Origin of the sequence: Mesorhizobium erdmanii USDA 3471, assembly GCF_000472705.1 — a bacterium.
In the GTDB taxonomy this organism is placed as follows: Bacteria; Pseudomonadota; Alphaproteobacteria; order Rhizobiales; family Rhizobiaceae; genus Mesorhizobium; species Mesorhizobium erdmanii.
The window spans coordinates 93,759-109,499 of sequence record NZ_AXAE01000024.1 but is presented as its reverse complement, the minus strand read 5'-3'; the positions used below and the strand labels follow the sequence as shown (position 1 = coordinate 109,499).

Below are 15,741 nucleotides of genomic sequence, written 5' to 3'. Positions count from 1 at the left end.
AAAACGCTGGCCTTATGCGGAATAGCGCTGGAAAACGAGCGTTGCGTTGGTGCCACCGAAACCGAAGGAATTTGACAGGACGGTGTCGATCTTGGCGTTGTCGATGCGCTTGCGCACGATCGGCATGCCCTCGAATTCAGGGTCGAGTGTGTCGATATGGGCGCTTTCGCCGATGAAGCCGCCTTGCATCATCAGGATCGAATAGATGGATTCCTGCACGCCGGCAGCACCGAGCGAATGGCCAGTCAGCGATTTCGTCGAGGTGATGAAAGGCATCTTCTCGCCGAACACCTCGCGGATGGCGCCCATTTCCTTGGAATCTCCGACCGGCGTCGAGGTGCCGTGGGTGTTGATGTAATCGACCGGCGTGGAAACCGTCGCCAGCGCCTGGCGCATGCAGCGCACCGCGCCTTCGCCGGAAGGCGCGACCATGTCGTGGCCGTCCGAGGTCGCGCCGTAGCCGACGATTTCGGCGTAGATCTTGGCGCCCCGCGCCTTGGCATGCTCGAGCTCTTCCAGCACCAGCACGCCGGCGCCGCCGGCGATGACGAAGCCGTCGCGATCGACGTCATACGCGCGCGAAGCCGTCGATGCCTTGTCATTGTACTTCGACGACATGGCGCCCATGGCATCGAATAGGTCCGACATGGTCCAGTCGAGATCTTCATGGCCGCCGGCAAAGACGATGTCCTGCTTGCCCCACTGGATCAGTTCATAGCCATTGCCGATGCAATGCGCCGAGGTCGAGCAGGCCGACGAGATCGAATAGTTGACGCCGTGAATCTTGAACCAGGTGGCCAAAGTGGCCGAGGCCGTCGACGACATCGCCTTCGGCACGGCAAAGGGGCCGATGCGCTTGGGGCTGCCGTTCTTCAGCGTCGTTTCGGCCGCCTCGACGATGGTGCGGGTGGAGGGGCCGCCCGAGCCCATGACGATGCCGGTGCGCTCATTGGTGATGTCGCTCTCGCCCAGACCCGCATCGGCGATCGCCTGATCCATGGCGACGTGGTTCCAGGCGGCACCCTGCGACAGGAAGCGCATCGCACGGCGATCGATCATGGCGGTCGGGTCGAGCGTCGGTGCGCCCCAGACCTGGCAGCGGAAACCGTGCTCGGCGAAGGAATCGGAAAAGCTGATGCCCGATCTGGCGTCATGCAGCGACGTCTGCACCTCGTTGGCATTGTTGCCGATCGACGACACGATGCCGAGGCCTGTGACTACGACACGTCTCATTCGCAACTCCTTCCAAGGATGCTGGCCAGTGGGCAGGCCAAGGCTGCGGTCAAGCGACCGCCGACTGCTTGGACAGACCAACCTTCAGGTCCGTCGCCGCATATATGGGCTCGCCATCCGCCTTCATCCAGCCATCTGCGATGCCCAGAACCAGCCGGCCGCGCATCACGCGCTTGAAATCCACGCCATACTCGACCTTCTTGACCGATGGTGTGACCATGCCCTTGAACTTGACCTCACCGGTCGACAGCGCCATTCCCTTGCCAGGTTCGCCGAGCCAGCCGAGATAGAATCCGGTCAACTGCCACAAGGCATCCAGGCCGAGGCATCCTGGCATGATCGGATTGCCGATGAAATGGCAGGCAAAGAACCACAGGTCCGGCTTGATGTCGAACTCCGCACGGATGAAGCCCTTGTCGAAGGCGCCACCGGTCTCGCTGATTTCGGTGATACGGTCGAACATCAGCATGGGTGGGTAGGGCAGCTGGGCATTGCCCGCTCCAAACAGCTCGCCGCGGGCGCAGGCCAGCAATTCTTCGTAGTCGTAGCTGGATTTACCCGCCATCAATCTCGTCCCCATATCGTCCGGGCGGTAGCGCGCCCTTGTCGTTGGTGTCCTAACACAATCTGTTTCGGGCCGGAAACCGGCGTTTGCGCTTAACCCGCCAGTCTGCCCGGGTCAATGCGCGCTATTGATCGCTTTCCGACGACAGAATATATGTCAACAGGGGTCCGGTTTCGGCAGACAATCATTTTTTTGCCATCCTGGGCGTGTCTTGAAGCGGGACTGCGAGCTTGGAAGACAAGATGGACCGGGGCTGCCGGAAGGAAAATGTCGCTGTGGACAAGCGGGTACGTGAAGCCGGCCTGAGGCCGACGCGGCAGCGCATCGCGCTGGCCGACCTGCTTTTCGCCAAGGGCGATCGCCATTTGTCGGCCGAGGAATTGCACGAGGAGGCGCTGGCCGCCGGCGTGCCGGTGTCGCTGGCCACCGTCTACAACGCGCTCCACCAGTTCACCCAGGCGGGTCTGCTGCGCATCTTGGCTGTCGAGGGCTCCAAGACCTATTTCGACACCAACATCTCCGACCACCACCATTTCTACATTGAAGGCGAGAACCGGATTTTCGACATTGCCAACGGTCCGGTGACGGTCACCAACCTGCCGGATCCACCCGAGGGCATGGAAATCGCCAATGTCGATATCGTGGTGAGGCTGCGCCACAAGCGCCAGGAATGAGCGGCCAGCGCCGAACAATCTGTCAGGAATGAAACCTCTCGACCTGACAATCCGGCTCGAATGGGCCGTCGTGGCGGTTGCCGCCATCGTCTTCTATGCTTCGACAGGCGTTTCCTGGTGGCTCTTCGGGGTGCTCATCCTGGCACCGGACCTGTCGATGTTCGGCTACCTCGGCGGGCCGCGCATCGGCGCCCTTACCTACAACGCCTTGCACATCCTCGTCGTACCGGTGCTGCTGCTGATCGCCGGGTACCTGTCCGGTCATGCCGTCGCGATCGCGGTCGCCCTGATCTGGATCGCGCACATCGCCATCGATCGGGCGCTGGGTTACGGCCTGAAATTGTCAACGGGCTTTCAGGACACCCACCTTGGCCGAATCGGCCGTTGATTCGAGCCTTGGCTCGCAACGAACCCGCTGAAACGGCGGCAAAGAATCAGTCCTTGACCCGCTCGCCGGGATAGGCGCCCCAGACCGTCGATTGGGCAAGCCAGCCGGTATGGCCATCGAGCGTCATTTCGCACCACTGGCCGTCACAAGTCTTGATCGTGCCCATGACACCCGGCTCGACGATCGCCACGACCCTGGCGTCCTTGTCCGGGCTTTTCATGAGACTGATCTGGCCGCCCTTGCCGCGTTGCCAGGGGGCGATGATGGCGGTACGCCGTCCCGAAAGCATCGACTGGTTGATCCAGCCTTCCGAACCGTCCGCGTCACGGACGCGGCGCCATGTGTCGAATTCCTGGATGACCTCCATCGGCAGGCCGGCCCTGACATACATCCAGTTGACGGAGTAGTTGGCGCCGGGACCGACGCGCGAGTTGACGCGCGCTGGCTTCAGGCTGACGAATCGCGGCAGCGGCAGGCCGCTCGGTCCGAGTGTGACTACGCCCTGGGCGGGCGCTGCCGCGCTCTGCGCGCCAGCGGCCGGAGAACAAAGGAGAGCGCCAAGAAATGCCGCGCTGAGGCTCAGGCGAAGCGACGCGAAACCAGACACTTTCGTTCCTTTCGGCGCCGGCCCGATGGTTGCGGCGCCCCTTTTTCTTTGTCTTCGGCGGCACCGCTTGTTACATGGGTAAATCGGCTACCGCGACCGGCTTTCAGTTTCGCCGGTCTTGGTTAAAGAGGTCTCAACGAGGGAAACAATGGTAGGCAAAAAGAAGCCTCTCGTCGTCATCACGCGAAAGCTGCCCGACCCGGTCGAGACCCGCATGCGCGAGCTGTTCGACGCCAGGCTGAATGTCGAGGACAGGCCGATGACGCAGCCGGAACTGGTCGCGGCGGTCAAGGAAGCCGACGTGCTGGTTCCGACGGTGACCGATAACATCGACGCCGCGCTGATCGCTCAGGCCGGCGACAACCTCAAGCTGATCGCCAATTTCGGCAACGGCGTCGACAAGATCGACGTTGCGGCCGCCGCCAAGAAGGGCATCACCGTCACCAACACGCCCAATGTGCTCACCGAGGACACCGCCGACATGACCATGGCGCTGATGCTGGCGGTGCCGCGCCGGCTCGCGGAAGGCGCCAACGTGCTCACCGGCGACAAGAAATGGGCCGGATGGTCGCCGACCTGGATGCTTGGCAGGCGCATCTGGGGCAAGCGGCTCGGCATTGTCGGCATGGGCCGCATCGGCACGGCCGTTGCCAGGCGGGCCAAGGCTTTCGGCCTGTCCATCCACTACCACAACCGTCACCGTGTGTTGCCGGCGGTCGAGGACGGGCTGGAGGCGACCTATTGGGAAAGCCTCGACCAGATGCTGGCCCGCATGGACATTATCTCGGTCAATTGTCCGTCGACGCCCGCGACCTTCCACCTGTTGTCGGCACGGCGGCTGGCGCTGTTGCAGCCGACGGCCTATGTCGTCAACACCGCGCGTGGCGACATCATCGATGAGGAAGCGCTGGTCAAGCTGATCCAGGACGGCAAGATCGCCGGCGCCGGTCTCGACGTCTATGAGCATGAGCCGGCGCTCAATGCCAAGCTGCTCAAGCTCGCCGCCAAGAACAAGGTCGTGCTTTTGCCGCATATGGGCTCGGCCACGCTCGAGGGCCGCATCGATATGGGCGAGAAGGTCATCATCAACATCAGGGCCTTCGTTGACGGTCACCGTCCCCCCGACCGCGTGCTGCCGCTCAGAACCTGACGCCGCGTTGTCCCAGAGAAATTCCAGGAAAAGTGTGTAGCGGTTTTCCCGGGAGAAGCGCATAGCGCTTCCCCTTGGGAATTGCTTAAAAACAAAGAGTTGGAACGGTTCGGCGGTTCCATCAAACGCTGAACCGCTCTCTACGGAAGTCAAGGCTTACGAAAGAGTCTTACGCATGGTGATCGAAGTTGGCCTGGCGTAGCCCTCATGCGCCGTCCGGTCGGTTTCGTGAAAGCCGAGGCGGGCAAAGGCGGCGTGATTGGCGGTGAGTTCGATGCGTGTCTGCAGCTCCAGCGCCGCCTTGCCGCGGTCGAGCGCCAGATTTTCGACCGCCCGCATCAGCCGCCGGCCGAGGCCCTGCCCCTGGCAGTCCGGGAGGACGGCGAGTTTGCCGACGTAAAAGTCGTCAGCCCTTTCGAGGGCAAAGACGCAGCCGACGATCCTGTCGCCATCGAGGGCCACGAAACCGGTCTCGCGCCCGGCCTTGTCGCGCAGTGCGTCGACAGTGAGCAGGTGAGCCGAGGACGGCGGGTCGATGATGCCGTCCATGAAGGCGAAGGCACGCATGATCAGGGCAAGCACTTCGTCCCAGCGGCCGAAATCGGCCGGAATGCGGTCGATGGTGACGGTCATGGTCCGCTCCAAGGTCAGCGCCTGCCGTAGCGGATCGTTTCGAAGCGCGCGGCGAGCGCATCGTAGAGCAGCAGCCGGCCGACCAGCGGCTCGCCGATGCCGGTGATCAGCTTGATCGCCTCCATCGCCTGCAGCGTGCCGATGACGCCGGTCAAGGCGCCAAGCACCCCTGCCTCGGCGCAGGATGGCACCAGGCCCGGCGGCGGGGCTTCGGGAAAGAGATCGCGATATCCAGGATTCGGTCTGCCGTCCTTACCGTCCTCGAAAGGCTTCAGCACCGTCACCGAGCCGTCGAAACGGCCGACGGCGGCATGCACAAGAGGTTTGTGCGCGCTCGCGCAGGCATCGGCTACCGTATAGCGGGTCTGGAAATTGTCGGAACCATCGACGACGATGTCATAGCGGGCGACAAGGGCAGGGGCGTTCTCCGCGCTCAGCCGCACCGTGTGCGTCTCGACCGCGGTGTTGGGATTGATGCGGGCGATTGCCGCTTTGGCGCTCTCGGTTTTCAGCATGCCGACCGCATCGGTGTCGTGGATGACCTGGCGTTGCAGATTGGAGAGCGACACGATGTCGTCGTCGACGATGCCAAGCGTGCCGACGCCGGCGGCCGCGAGATATTCGAGCACCGGAGCACCCAGCCCGCCGGCGCCGATCACCAGGACGCGCGCCTGCTTGAGTTTCTGCTGGCCCGCGCCGCCGACCTCGGGCAGCACGATGTGGCGGGCATAGCGTTCGATCTCGTCGGTCGTGAGCGCAGTAGTCATGTGAGAACCATATCGCGCCCAAAAAACCTTGTCAGGCGTCTTCGGTTGGCCCAACCGTGCCGTGGTCGACGGTCAGGAACTGCGCACGCCCCCTGAGGCTGGAAAACAGCGCGGCATCGGTTCCCGTCATGAACGCCTGGCAGTTCAACTCCTCCAGGATCGAAAACAGCGCTGCCCGCCGTCCGCCATCGAGGTGTGCCGCGATCTCGTCGAGCAGCAGTATCGGCGTCATGCCGGACATCTCGCCGGTCAGCCGGGCGTGCGACAGGACGATGCCGACCAGCAATGCCTTCTGTTCTCCGGTCGAACAAAGTTCGGCCGGCATTGCCTTTGGCCGGTGCCTTACCAGGAGATCGGAACGGTGCGGCCCCTCGAGCGTGCGCCCGGCAGCGCGGTCGCGATCACGGCCATTGGCAAGCGCCCGCCGGAACCGCTCCTCGACATCGACCGCCGGCGCGGTGGAAATCTCGGTTTCCAGATCGCCCGAAAGGCTGATATCGGCCTGCGGGAACGGCCCTGTGTCGGGCAGCCTGTCGATCATGGCGGCGAGCAGGCGAACGAGTTCGGCGCGCGCCGCGGCAATGGCGACACCGGTTTCGGCCATCTGAGTCTCGATCGCATCGAACCAACGGTCGTCCCTGGTTCCATCCGTAAGCAAGCGGTTACGGCCGCGCATCGCCTTCTCGTAGTCGAGGGCGCGCTGGCCGTGGCCGGGATCGATCGCCAGAACGAGTCGGTCGAGAAAGCGCCGGCGATCCGCGGCCGGTCCGGTGAACAGTGCATCCATGGCTGGCGTCAGCCACACGACTCGCAGCCATTCCAGCATGTCTTCGGCCGATCTGGCAGCGGCGCCGTTGATGCGAACCCGTCTGCCGCCTTCGCCCTCGCCAACCGAAATGCCCGTACCGATCTCGGCCTGGCCATCGGGCCCGTCGAGCCGGGCATGCAGCGCAAAGCCGCCGCCGCCGCCTTCGCGTGCGACATCGGCGTAAGGCGCACGGCGCAGGCCGCGCCCGGGCGTCAGGAAGGAAATCGCTTCGAGGAGGTTGGTCTTGCCTGCGCCATTGTCGCCGGAAAACACCACGGCACCGGGGGCGAGATCGAGCGCCAGCGTTGCATAGTTGCGAAAATCAGTAAGTGTGAGCTTACTTATATGAGTTTGTGCCGGCAACCGCTATCCGCCTGTAGTAGTCGCCATTGTTTCCGCTGCCGGTCCCGTCGCGGAGCCGGCTCGATGATGCAGTGCCGGCTATACCCGCATAGGCATCAGCACGTAAAGCGCGGTCTCGTCGGCCATATCGTGGATCAGCGTCGGCGAACCTGCATCGGCCAGCATGAATTTGGCTTCAGTGCCGGTCAGCTGGGCGGCGACATCTAGCAGATACTTGGCGTTGAAGCCGATTTCGATAGGATCGGAAGAATAGTCGGCCGCCAGTTCCTCGGTGGCGCTTCCGGAATCCGGATTGTTGACCGCAAGCGTCACTTGGCCTTCGCTGATCGAAAGCTTCACCGCCCGTCCGCGTTCGGAGGAAATGGTCGAGACGCGATCGACGGCTGCGGCAAAGCTCTGGCGGTCGAGGATCAGCTTCTTGTCATTGCCGGTCGGAATGACCCGCTGATAGTCGGGGAAGGTGCCGTCGATCAGCTTCGAGGTCAGGACCACGCTGCCGATGGTGAAGCGGATCTTGGTATCGGACAGCTCGGTGGTCACGGCGACATCCGGATCATCGACCAGTTTCTGCAGCTCGCTCACCGTCTTGCGCGGGATGATGATGCCCGGCATGCCTTCGGAGCCTGCTGGGGCGTCGATTTCGGCGCGCGCCAGGCGGTGTCCGTCGGTCGCCACCGAGCGCAGCTTCAGCTTGCCGCCGACCTCATGCGTGTGCAGGTAGATGCCGTTGAGATAATAGCGTGTCTCCTCGGTGGAGATGGCGAACTGCGTCTTCTCGATCAGCCCCTTCAGGGCAACCGAGTCGAGCCGGAAGATATGGGAGAAGGATCCGGCCGAAAGCTCGGGGAAGTCGGATTGCGGCAGGCACTGCAGCCGGAAGCTCGAGCGGCCCGACGTCACCGTCATGGCGTTGCCGTCCTCGTCCGTCTTCAGCATCACCTCGGCGCCGTCGGAAAGCTTGCGCACGATGTCGTAGAGCAGATGCGCCGGAACCGTCGTCGCCCCGCCGCGCTCGACCTTGGCGGGCGTCGCTTCCGTCACTTCGAGGTCGAGGTCGGTGGCCTTCATTTCCAGGCTGGCGCCCTCGGCACTGAGCAGCACATTGGACAGGATCGGTATCGTGTTGCGCCGTTCGACCACACGGTGGACGTGGTTGAGCGACTTCAGGAGATTTGACCGTTCCAGGATAACACGCATGACGAAACAGGCTCGCTTGAAAGGATGAGCGGGTCTCCGGCTGGCGGCGCCCCGCGAAAGGTCTGAACAGGCTCAGAATCTGCGTAAACTGACAGGAAAAAGCCAGCAAACGCAAGCCCGCGCCACTGGTTCGGGCCGGCTGCGCGGGCTTTCTGGGGATAAACGCCACGAAGACCGCTGGCCAGGGCGCCGAATCCGGAATCCGGACCATCGCCCGACTTTGTTTTGTCTCGATTCCGAAGGAAACGCGCTACGCGCTTTCCCGGGAAAAGCGTTTCACACTTTACAGGAATTGCTCACGCGCGCGAGCCTGCTCGAGCTCGTGGCCGGGCAGGCAAGCCATTGAATTCCAGTGCGGTTCTGGCTTGCCTGTCGCGGATCGGTCAAGCCTGGTCGTTGATCAGCCGTCGCAGCAGTTCGAGTTCCTGGGCCAACGTATTGTCATTGCCGGACAGGTCCTCGATCTTGCGCACGGCGTGCAGCACCGTGGTGTGGTCGCGGCCGCCGAAGCGCCGTCCGATTTCGGGCAGGGAGCGCGGCGTCATCACCTTGGACAGGTACATGGCGACCTGCCGTGGCTTGACGATTGTGCGCGTACGCCGGTTGGACAGCAATTCGGTCTTCGACACGTTGTAGTGGCGCGCCACGATGCGCTGGATATCCTCGATGCGGACCCGCTTCGGCTCGCCAGTGCGATAGATGTGGCCGAGGATTTCGTCGATGCGGTCGATGGTGATCTGTGGTTCGAACGACTGCCGAAACAGCAGCTGATTAAAGGCGCCCTCCAGTTCGCGACCGCTGCCGGTCACTGTGCGGGCGACGTGATTGAGGATCTCCTCGGAAATGTCCAGCGACGCGTCGTCGACCCTGGCCGTGGCCAAGCGCAGTTTGAGCATGCCGAGGCGCATGACGAAATCGGGCGCCGACATTTCGAGCGCGACGCCGCCATTGAGGCGCGAACGGACGCGCGGCTCGAGCGATTCCAGCTCCGACGGCGGCCGGTCGGCGGCGACAACCACCTGCTTGGCGCTGTCGAGCAGCATGTTGATCAAATGGCAGAATTCATGCTGGATCGACTTTCCCTGCAGGAACTGCATGTCGTCGATGATCAAGAGGTCGATGTCGCGCAGCTGCTCCTTGAGCGTCAGCGCGTTGTTGTCGCGGATCGCCGTGGCGAAGCGCCACATGAAGTATTCCGCGGTGAGATAGACGACGCGGGATTTAGGGTTCTGCTTCAGCGATTCCGCCGCGATGGCCTGCAGCAGGTGGGTCTTGCCGAGCCCGACGGTCGCGTGCAGGAACAGCGGATTGAAGCGCACGGCGCTCGACTGCGATTCCGCCACGGCCTTGGCGGCAGCGAAGGCCACCCGGTTCGACGGCCCCTCGATGAAGGAGCCGAATGTGTAGCGCGGGTCAAGCGGCGACCCCAGCACGTTGTGGCGGAATTCGCTCTCGGCTGCAGCACCCGGACGTGGCACGGGAGGCCGTTCCACCCTGCTGGGGCTCACGGTGCCGGCGGCCAGCGCCGTCTGCGTCTGCCGTGTCATCTTGCGCGCCGGCGCCAATTCCGGTTCGGCATGGCTGCGCCCCTGGCGGGTGGCCGTGCGCACCACGATCTCGATCTTGAGCAGATCGGCGTCCTCCTGCTTCCACAGTTCAGAGATGAGGTCGAGATAGTGGCCGTTGATCCATGAGCGCAGGAACGCGGTGGGCACCGAGATGCGTACAATGCCCTTGGACGCCTCCGCCACTTTCATGCGGCCGAACCAGCTCGAATAGACCTCAGCCCCCAGACGCGCCTTCAACTGGATCTTGACCCGGTCGAACTTCTGCTCCGCGTCGCTGGAGACCGCCATCTCGTTTGCTCCGATCAAAGTTCCAGGAAATGGGAGGTCGCCCGTAAGCTCCCTTTCGATGCCGCTCTGCATGATCGAGTTCCTTGCCTTTCTGTACCTGTTTTCCGCCGGGGATGCGCCTCCTGCATCCTTGTTTCCAGCGACTGCGTCTTCGCCACGATGCTCGTCGCCGCCGCCGGCAATGAGCATCGCCCACTATCTCAGGGAACCGGTGCCGGCCCGTGAAGCCAGTCCGCGTTGGGTATGTCACGGCAATACAACATCGTCCGGCGAAAACCGCCGGCGCGCTGTCGACCTGCCATGTCTCGTTACGCCAGTCCCCTACCGTATCGAAAAAAGAGCAAAACCAGACCACCCGCGGACTTGATCCACGTCGCAAATCCCGCCAATTTAAGCTGGCTGCGTCAGGCTGGGTTAAGGGCCAGAGGCCCGTCCCTTTCGATGGATCGACATTACCGAAATCGCTGTGGATAGGGCAAGGCCACATCTAACCAATTTTTAAGGAATCAGGTTACCTCGGGCGCGTTCGAGCGTCGTGCCGCAACGGCACATTTTGACAAAGCCATTGTGATTCAAACCCTTTTCCGACGAATATGAAAAAGCCGGGCCGACGCGAAATATTCTGAAATAATTTGCTTGACAGCCGGTTGTCCTCCCGTCCCTTCGTCGCGCTGTGGACAAGGTGTGGATGACCATAGATAACTAACTGAAAAATATTGATTATTTTTGACAGTGGACAATTTTCAAGCTGTCGCTTTTCGAGCATGCCAACCATCAGAAGGCATGCATGTGCCGGCAAAGCATTTCCAAGTCGGGAATCCGCTTCGGGCGCCGTTTCCGGGCATTCTTTTTAAGTACTTGCCGGCAAACGAAAAAACCCGGCACTATCGGCCGGGTTTCAAAGACGCTTAGTCTGTATTGGCGATGTTAGGCCGACAGAACCTTGAGCCGTGCGGCCAGGCGCGACACTTTGCGGGACGCGGTGTTCTTGTGGATGACGCCCTTGGTCGCGGCACGCATCAATTCCGGCTCGGCGGCCTTGAAGGCGGCCTGTGCGGCAGCCTTGTCGCCGGAGGCGAGTGCCTCCTCGACCTGGCGGACATAAGTGCGCACGCGCGAGCGGCGGTTCTTGTTGATCGCCGCGCGGCGGGCGATCTTGCGCGTTGCCTTTTTGGCCGAGGATGTGTTGGCCATGATGCCTCTCTTCTGATCTGGTCGGCGCACGCGGCATGCCGCAGGGCGCAAAAAACAAACGGGCAGCAACGGGGCCGCCTCGGTTGGTGCGGCTTATAGTTCAGCTTTTCCGGCGCGTCAACGCTGCCTGGCGTTCTTTTTGGCCGCCGCCATGGGGTTTCGATCGCGAGCCGGCAGCGCTCTACCGATTGGTGAAATTCGGCTTTCGCTTTTCGGCGAAGGCGGCCATGCCTTCCTTCTGGTCCTCGAGCGCGAAAAGCGAGTGGAAGAGGCGGCGTTCGAACCGCAATCCCTCAGCCAGGGTCGTCTCAAAGGAACGATTGACGGCTTCCTTCGCCATCATCACCGACGGCAGCGAGAAATCGGCGATCTTGGCCGCCGCCTTGACGGCGTCCTCGACAAGCTCGGCGGCGGGCACGACACGCGATACCAGGCCCGAGCGCTCGGCTTCCGCCGCATCCATCATCCGCCCGGTCAGGCACATGTCCATCGCCTTCGATTTGCCGACGAACCGGGTCAGCCGTTGTGACCCGCCCATGCCGGGAATGACGCCGAGCGTGATCTCGGGCTGGCCGAATTTGGCGGTGTCGGCGGCAATGATGAAATCGCACATCATCGCCAGCTCGCATCCGCCGCCCAGAGCATAGCCGGCCACCGCGGCGATCACCGGCTTGCGCGTCCGCGTCAACTCTTCCCAACCGACAAAGAAATCCTGCGTGTAGGCATCGACATAGGCAATCGACTGCATTTCCTTGATGTCGGCACCGGCCGCGAAGGCCTTTTCGGAACCGGTGATGACCATGGCGCCAATGGCGGCATCGGCTCCGAACGCATTTGCGGCAGCCACCACATCGGCCATGACCTGGGAATTCAGCGCGTTGAGTGCCTTCGGCCGGTTCAGCGTGATCAACCCGACCTTGCCGCGGGTCTCGGCGATGATCGTTTCATAGGCCATGGCTGCTTCTCCTCGCTTGATCCGGTCTATTCTTTGTTCATGCGTCCCAAAGCGCTAGGCGCTTTTGTCGGGCTCTAACTCAGCTCTGACAGGTCCGGCAATAGAAGGTCGAGCGTCCGCTCTGCACGATACGCTCGATATGGCCGCCGCAACCGGGCTTTGGGCACGGCTCGCCCTCACGGTCGTAGACAGCGAAGGAGTGCTGGAAATAGCCCAGCGATCCATCGGTATGCATGTAGTCGCGTAGCGACGAGCCGCCGGCGGCGATGGCATCCGATATGACCGAGCGGATGGCTTCGGCCAGGCGTTCGCTTTGTTGCCTGGCCTTCTTGCTCGGTTTGGCGATGGTGCCCGCCTCGCGCAAGGGCGACAGGCCGGCGCGCCAAAGCGCCTCCGAGACATAGATATTGCCAAGCCCCGCGATCAGCCTCTGGTCGAGAAGCGCTGCCTTCAACGGTGCCCGGCGGTCTTTCAGCAGCGAGGCGAGCAGCACGCCGTCCAGCGTGTTGCCCGTGGGCTCGACGCCCAGCCCGGCGAGCATCGGGTGCGTGTCCGGCGATCCTTCCGCAAACAGCATGAAACCGAAGCGCCGCGGGTCGTTGAAGATCACGCGCGACCGGACGCCGTTGGCGGTGACGACATCGAACACGACATGGTCGTGCGCCGTGCTCTTCGAGCGTTCATGGTGGAACACGCCAGGTGTCTCTCCGCCGTCGTCGGTCTCGATGCGAAAGGAGCCCGACATGCCGAGATGGCAGATCAGCACCGGGCCATCCTGCACATGCATGGTCAGATATTTGGCCCGGCGGCCGAGCGCCGTGATGGTCCTGCCGGTCAGCCGTTCCGAAAACCGTTCGGGGAAGGGAAAGCGCAGATCCGGCCGCCGCGCCTCGACCCTGGCCAGACGGGCACCTTCCAGCACCGGCTGCAGGCCACGCCGGACCGTTTCGACTTCGGGCAATTCAGGCATGGCCACCAATCATCGTATGGAAAGAAGTGCCGTGGCGGCCGGGTGCCAGCCCGAGATGTTCGGCAACGGTCTCGCCGATATCGGCGAATGTCGCTCTCAGTCCGACGTCGCCACCTCTGAGACCGGGTCCCGTGCCGATCACCGGGATGCGTTCACGCGTGTGATCGGTGCCTCTCCAGGTCGGATCATTGCCGTGGTCGGCCGTCAGGATAAGAAGATCGCCCTGCCGTAGCCTTGCGAATGCTTCCGGCAGCCGCCGGTCGAAGGCCTCGAGCGCGGCGGCATAGCCGGCGACGTCGCGGCGATGGCCGAATTCGGTGTCGAAATCGACGAAATTGGCGAAAACCAGATCACCGTCGCCGGCATCGTCCATCGCACCGAGCGCCTTATCGAACATGGCCATGTTGCCGGCGGCCTTGCGCACTTCCGAAATCCCGCGATGGGCGAAGATGTCGCCGATCTTGCCGACGGCGATGACGCGGCTTCCCCGCGCCGTCAGCCGGTCAAGCAAGGTCGGCTGCGGCGGCGGCACGGCATAGTCATGGCGATTGTAGGTCCGCTGGAAGGTGCCGGCGGTCTCGCCGACGAACGGCCGTGCGATCACGCGTCCGATTCGGAGCGGATCAACCAGCCGGCGCACCACCTGACAGAATTCATAAAGTCGCTCCAGGCCGAAATGGACTTCATGCGCGGCGATCTGCAGGACCGAGTCGACGGAGGTGTAGCAGATCGGCTTGCCGGTGCGGATGTGTTCCTCGCCGAACCGTTCGATGATCTCGGTGCCTGGCGCATGGCAGTTGCCGAGGATGCCTGAAACCTCGCCCTCGCGGATCATCGCCGCGGTCAGATCAGCCGGGAAGGCGGGAACCGTATCCGGGAAATATCCCCAGTCGAAACGCACCGGCAGGCCCGCGATCTCCCAATGGCCGGAGGGTGTGTCCTTGCCGCTCGAAACTTCCTGCGCCGCGCCATGGAAGGCGTTGGCGAGCAGATCCGTCCCGAAATGGGCAAAAGCCAATCCTGTCGCCGTCCCGGCTGCCTTGCCAAGCCCGAGCGATGCCATGTGCGGGACGAACAACGGCCCCTGTCTAAGCCGCTCGCGATCCGCGCGCCCTTCGGCGCAAGCTTCGGCGATGTGCGCGAGCGTGTTGGCGCCGGCGTCGCCATAGCGTTCGGCGTCGGCCGCGCCGCCGATACCGAAAGAATCCAGGACGAAGAGGAAAGCACGCGCCATCGGTCATTATCGCCAGTGTGGACGCCCTGACATAGGATCCCACGGTGGCATTGGCAATTCGGAAACCAAACGGCAATTGCTTGTCGCGATAGTGCCAGTGCATGTCGCCCAAAAGTGCATAGCGTTTTTGGGGCGACCACAAGCTCAATCCAGGATGTACAGTATCGCGCGCAGCGGGCATGGATGTGGATCGAAGAAAGCACAGGACGGTCTTGTCATGAAAGCGGCGCGGAAGGCATGCGCTGCCCTGGTGATGGTGCATGGGGCGCTCTGGTGTGGTCCGGCGCGGGCCGACTGGCGCGATGATATCGGCACGTTTCGCATCGGCATCGTCGCCGAGCCCGGCGCCGCCAACACCGTCCCGGGGCTGGCGCTGTTGACTCAATCCTTTACCAACGCGCTTGGCATGAAGGTGGAGTTCGTCGTTGCGCGCGACTATGCGGCACTGATCGAGGCGCAGGCCAACGCCCGGATCGAATACGCCATCTATTCGGCGACGGCCTACGCCACGGCGCTGCAACGTTGTGGATGCGTCGAGCCGCTTGTGGCTCCGGTCGATTCCGACGGCGCGGCCGGCATCCGCTCCGTGCTGCTGACCAGGGACGGCAAGCTGCCCGACCTTGCGGCTATGGCGACGCACCGCATCGCCATGTCGCCGCCGGACAGCGTCGGGGGCTCGCTTTTGCCGCTGGCGGAGCTGGCGGCCGAACACGTCAAGATCGCCGAAGATTCACCGTTTCTGGTCCATGCCGATTCAGCGTCGGCAGCGGAAAAAATGCTCTTCGACGGCCGGGCCGACGCTTTGTTTGGTTGGGTGACGGCGACGGCCGACGGCCAGCCATTATTGTCCAACGGCACGCAGGCAAGGTTGGAAGAGGCCGGGCTTTCGCCGTCGGCATTTCAGGTCGTGTGGACCTCAGGCTTGCTGAGATACGGTCCCCATGCCGTACGCAGCGATCTCGACCCGGAAGCCAAGCGCCGGCTGACCGTCTTCCTCACCAACCTCAAGTCGACGACCCCGGATGTCTATGATCTGCTGGAATCGAAGCACTCCGGCGGCTTTTTGACCGTTGCCCCACAGGACTATGCGGCGGCGCAAGCCATCGTGCGCCTGGTCTCGACAGAAGGTGGTCGGCAGTAGAGATCT

General features: G+C 62.9%; 16 protein-coding genes. 4 read left to right on the top strand and 12 right to left on the bottom strand.

Going from position 1 to position 15,741, the window contains the following annotated elements:
- Positions 1 to 12: 12 nt before the first annotated feature.
- Positions 13 to 1,233, bottom strand: coding sequence for a beta-ketoacyl-ACP synthase I (gene fabB / locus A3AU_RS0120350; protein WP_027054515.1), 1,221 nt, complete (start codon positions 1,231 to 1,233; stop codon positions 13 to 15).
- 49 nt (positions 1,234 to 1,282) lie between these two features.
- Positions 1,283 to 1,798: a 3-hydroxyacyl-[acyl-carrier-protein] dehydratase FabA gene (gene fabA / locus A3AU_RS0120345; protein ID WP_027054514.1), complete on the bottom strand. Its 516-nt coding sequence runs from the start codon at positions 1,796 to 1,798 to the stop codon at positions 1,283 to 1,285.
- Between the two features lie 242 nt (positions 1,799 to 2,040).
- Between fabA and irrA the strand changes: the two genes are divergently transcribed.
- Positions 2,041 to 2,472 (top strand): iron response transcriptional regulator IrrA, encoded by a 432-nt coding sequence (gene irrA, locus A3AU_RS0120340; RefSeq protein ID WP_027054513.1) that lies wholly within the window; start codon positions 2,041 to 2,043, stop codon positions 2,470 to 2,472.
- Between the two features lie 28 nt (positions 2,473 to 2,500).
- Entirely contained in the window at positions 2,501 to 2,860 is a 360-nt protein-coding gene (locus A3AU_RS0120335; protein ID WP_027054512.1) for a DUF4260 domain-containing protein, read from the top strand.
- A 46-nt stretch (positions 2,861 to 2,906) separates the two neighbouring features.
- Here A3AU_RS0120335 and A3AU_RS0120330 read toward each other — a convergent pair whose 3' ends face one another.
- On the bottom strand, positions 2,907 to 3,467 hold the full coding sequence (locus A3AU_RS0120330) for an SH3 domain-containing protein (RefSeq protein ID WP_027054511.1): 561 nt from the start codon (positions 3,465 to 3,467) through the stop codon (positions 2,907 to 2,909).
- 148 nt (positions 3,468 to 3,615) lie between these two features.
- Here A3AU_RS0120330 and A3AU_RS0120325 point away from each other — a divergent pair, with 148 nt between their 5' ends.
- Complete coding sequence (locus A3AU_RS0120325) at positions 3,616 to 4,617, top strand: 2-hydroxyacid dehydrogenase (RefSeq protein WP_027054510.1); 1,002 nt, start codon at positions 3,616 to 3,618, stop codon at positions 4,615 to 4,617.
- A 156-nt stretch (positions 4,618 to 4,773) separates the two neighbouring features.
- Here A3AU_RS0120325 and A3AU_RS0120320 read toward each other — a convergent pair whose 3' ends face one another.
- From A3AU_RS0120320 to A3AU_RS0120280, 9 genes are all read right to left on the bottom strand, one after another.
- A complete protein-coding gene (locus A3AU_RS0120320; protein ID WP_032917773.1) occupies positions 4,774 to 5,250 on the bottom strand; it encodes a GNAT family N-acetyltransferase in 477 nt (158 codons plus the stop codon).
- A 14-nt stretch (positions 5,251 to 5,264) separates the two neighbouring features.
- Positions 5,265 to 6,017 (bottom strand): molybdopterin-synthase adenylyltransferase MoeB, encoded by a 753-nt coding sequence (locus A3AU_RS0120315; RefSeq protein WP_027054508.1) that lies wholly within the window; start codon positions 6,015 to 6,017, stop codon positions 5,265 to 5,267.
- A 31-nt stretch (positions 6,018 to 6,048) separates the two neighbouring features.
- Positions 6,049 to 7,188: a DNA replication/repair protein RecF gene (gene recF, locus A3AU_RS0120310; RefSeq protein WP_027054507.1), complete on the bottom strand. Its 1,140-nt coding sequence runs from the start codon at positions 7,186 to 7,188 to the stop codon at positions 6,049 to 6,051.
- A 78-nt stretch (positions 7,189 to 7,266) separates the two neighbouring features.
- Positions 7,267 to 8,385 (bottom strand): DNA polymerase III subunit beta, encoded by a 1,119-nt coding sequence (gene dnaN, locus A3AU_RS0120305; protein WP_010913340.1) that lies wholly within the window; start codon positions 8,383 to 8,385, stop codon positions 7,267 to 7,269.
- A 383-nt stretch (positions 8,386 to 8,768) separates the two neighbouring features.
- Positions 8,769 to 10,313, bottom strand: coding sequence for a chromosomal replication initiator protein DnaA (dnaA, locus tag A3AU_RS0120300; RefSeq protein WP_027054506.1), 1,545 nt, complete (start codon positions 10,311 to 10,313; stop codon positions 8,769 to 8,771).
- An 855-nt stretch (positions 10,314 to 11,168) separates the two neighbouring features.
- The gene (gene rpsT, locus A3AU_RS0120295) at positions 11,169 to 11,435 is read right to left on the bottom strand and encodes a 30S ribosomal protein S20 (protein ID WP_010913342.1); all 267 of its coding nucleotides are present in this window, start codon (positions 11,433 to 11,435) and stop codon (positions 11,169 to 11,171) included.
- A gap of 181 nt (positions 11,436 to 11,616) precedes the next feature.
- The gene (locus tag A3AU_RS0120290; protein ID WP_027054505.1) at positions 11,617 to 12,390 is read right to left on the bottom strand and encodes an enoyl-CoA hydratase; all 774 of its coding nucleotides are present in this window, start codon (positions 12,388 to 12,390) and stop codon (positions 11,617 to 11,619) included.
- 79 nt (positions 12,391 to 12,469) lie between these two features.
- A complete protein-coding gene (gene mutM, locus A3AU_RS0120285; protein ID WP_027054504.1) occupies positions 12,470 to 13,360 on the bottom strand; it encodes a bifunctional DNA-formamidopyrimidine glycosylase/DNA-(apurinic or apyrimidinic site) lyase in 891 nt (296 codons plus the stop codon).
- On the bottom strand, positions 13,353 to 14,594 hold the full coding sequence (locus tag A3AU_RS0120280) for a phosphopentomutase (RefSeq protein WP_027054503.1): 1,242 nt from the start codon (positions 14,592 to 14,594) through the stop codon (positions 13,353 to 13,355). Before A3AU_RS0120280 ends, mutM begins: the two co-directional genes overlap by 8 nt.
- 217 nt (positions 14,595 to 14,811) lie before the next feature.
- Here A3AU_RS0120280 and A3AU_RS0120275 point away from each other — a divergent pair, with 217 nt between their 5' ends.
- Positions 14,812 to 15,735, top strand: coding sequence for a phosphate/phosphite/phosphonate ABC transporter substrate-binding protein (locus A3AU_RS0120275; protein ID WP_027054502.1), 924 nt, complete (start codon positions 14,812 to 14,814; stop codon positions 15,733 to 15,735).
- The last annotated feature ends 6 nt before the right edge of the window (positions 15,736 to 15,741 follow it).

Excerpts from the sequence above, each read along its gene's own strand:
- fabB (WP_027054515.1), bottom strand. The coding sequence starts at position 1,233 with ATGAGACGTGTCGTAGTCACAGGCCTCGGCATCGTGTCGTCGATCGGC.
- fabA (WP_027054514.1), bottom strand. The coding sequence starts at position 1,798 with ATGGCGGGTAAATCCAGCTACGACTACGAAGAATTGCTGGCCTGCGCC.
- irrA (WP_027054513.1), top strand. The coding sequence starts at position 2,041 with ATGGACCGGGGCTGCCGGAAGGAAAATGTCGCTGTGGACAAGCGGGTA.
- A3AU_RS0120335 (WP_027054512.1), top strand. The coding sequence starts at position 2,501 with ATGAAACCTCTCGACCTGACAATCCGGCTCGAATGGGCCGTCGTGGCG.
- A3AU_RS0120325 (WP_027054510.1), top strand. The coding sequence starts at position 3,616 with ATGGTAGGCAAAAAGAAGCCTCTCGTCGTCATCACGCGAAAGCTGCCC.
- A3AU_RS0120320 (WP_032917773.1), bottom strand. The coding sequence starts at position 5,250 with ATGACCGTCACCATCGACCGCATTCCGGCCGATTTCGGCCGCTGGGAC.
- A3AU_RS0120315 (WP_027054508.1), bottom strand. The coding sequence starts at position 6,017 with ATGACTACTGCGCTCACGACCGACGAGATCGAACGCTATGCCCGCCAC.
- dnaN (WP_010913340.1), bottom strand. The coding sequence starts at position 8,385 with ATGCGTGTTATCCTGGAACGGTCAAATCTCCTGAAGTCGCTCAACCAC.
- dnaA (WP_027054506.1), bottom strand. The coding sequence starts at position 10,313 with ATGCAGAGCGGCATCGAAAGGGAGCTTACGGGCGACCTCCCATTTCCT.
- rpsT (WP_010913342.1), bottom strand. The coding sequence starts at position 11,435 with ATGGCCAACACATCCTCGGCCAAAAAGGCAACGCGCAAGATCGCCCGC.
- A3AU_RS0120290 (WP_027054505.1), bottom strand. The coding sequence starts at position 12,390 with ATGGCCTATGAAACGATCATCGCCGAGACCCGCGGCAAGGTCGGGTTG.
- mutM (WP_027054504.1), bottom strand. The coding sequence starts at position 13,360 with ATGCCTGAATTGCCCGAAGTCGAAACGGTCCGGCGTGGCCTGCAGCCG.
- A3AU_RS0120280 (WP_027054503.1), bottom strand. The coding sequence starts at position 14,594 with ATGGCGCGTGCTTTCCTCTTCGTCCTGGATTCTTTCGGTATCGGCGGC.
- A3AU_RS0120275 (WP_027054502.1), top strand. The coding sequence starts at position 14,812 with ATGAAAGCGGCGCGGAAGGCATGCGCTGCCCTGGTGATGGTGCATGGG.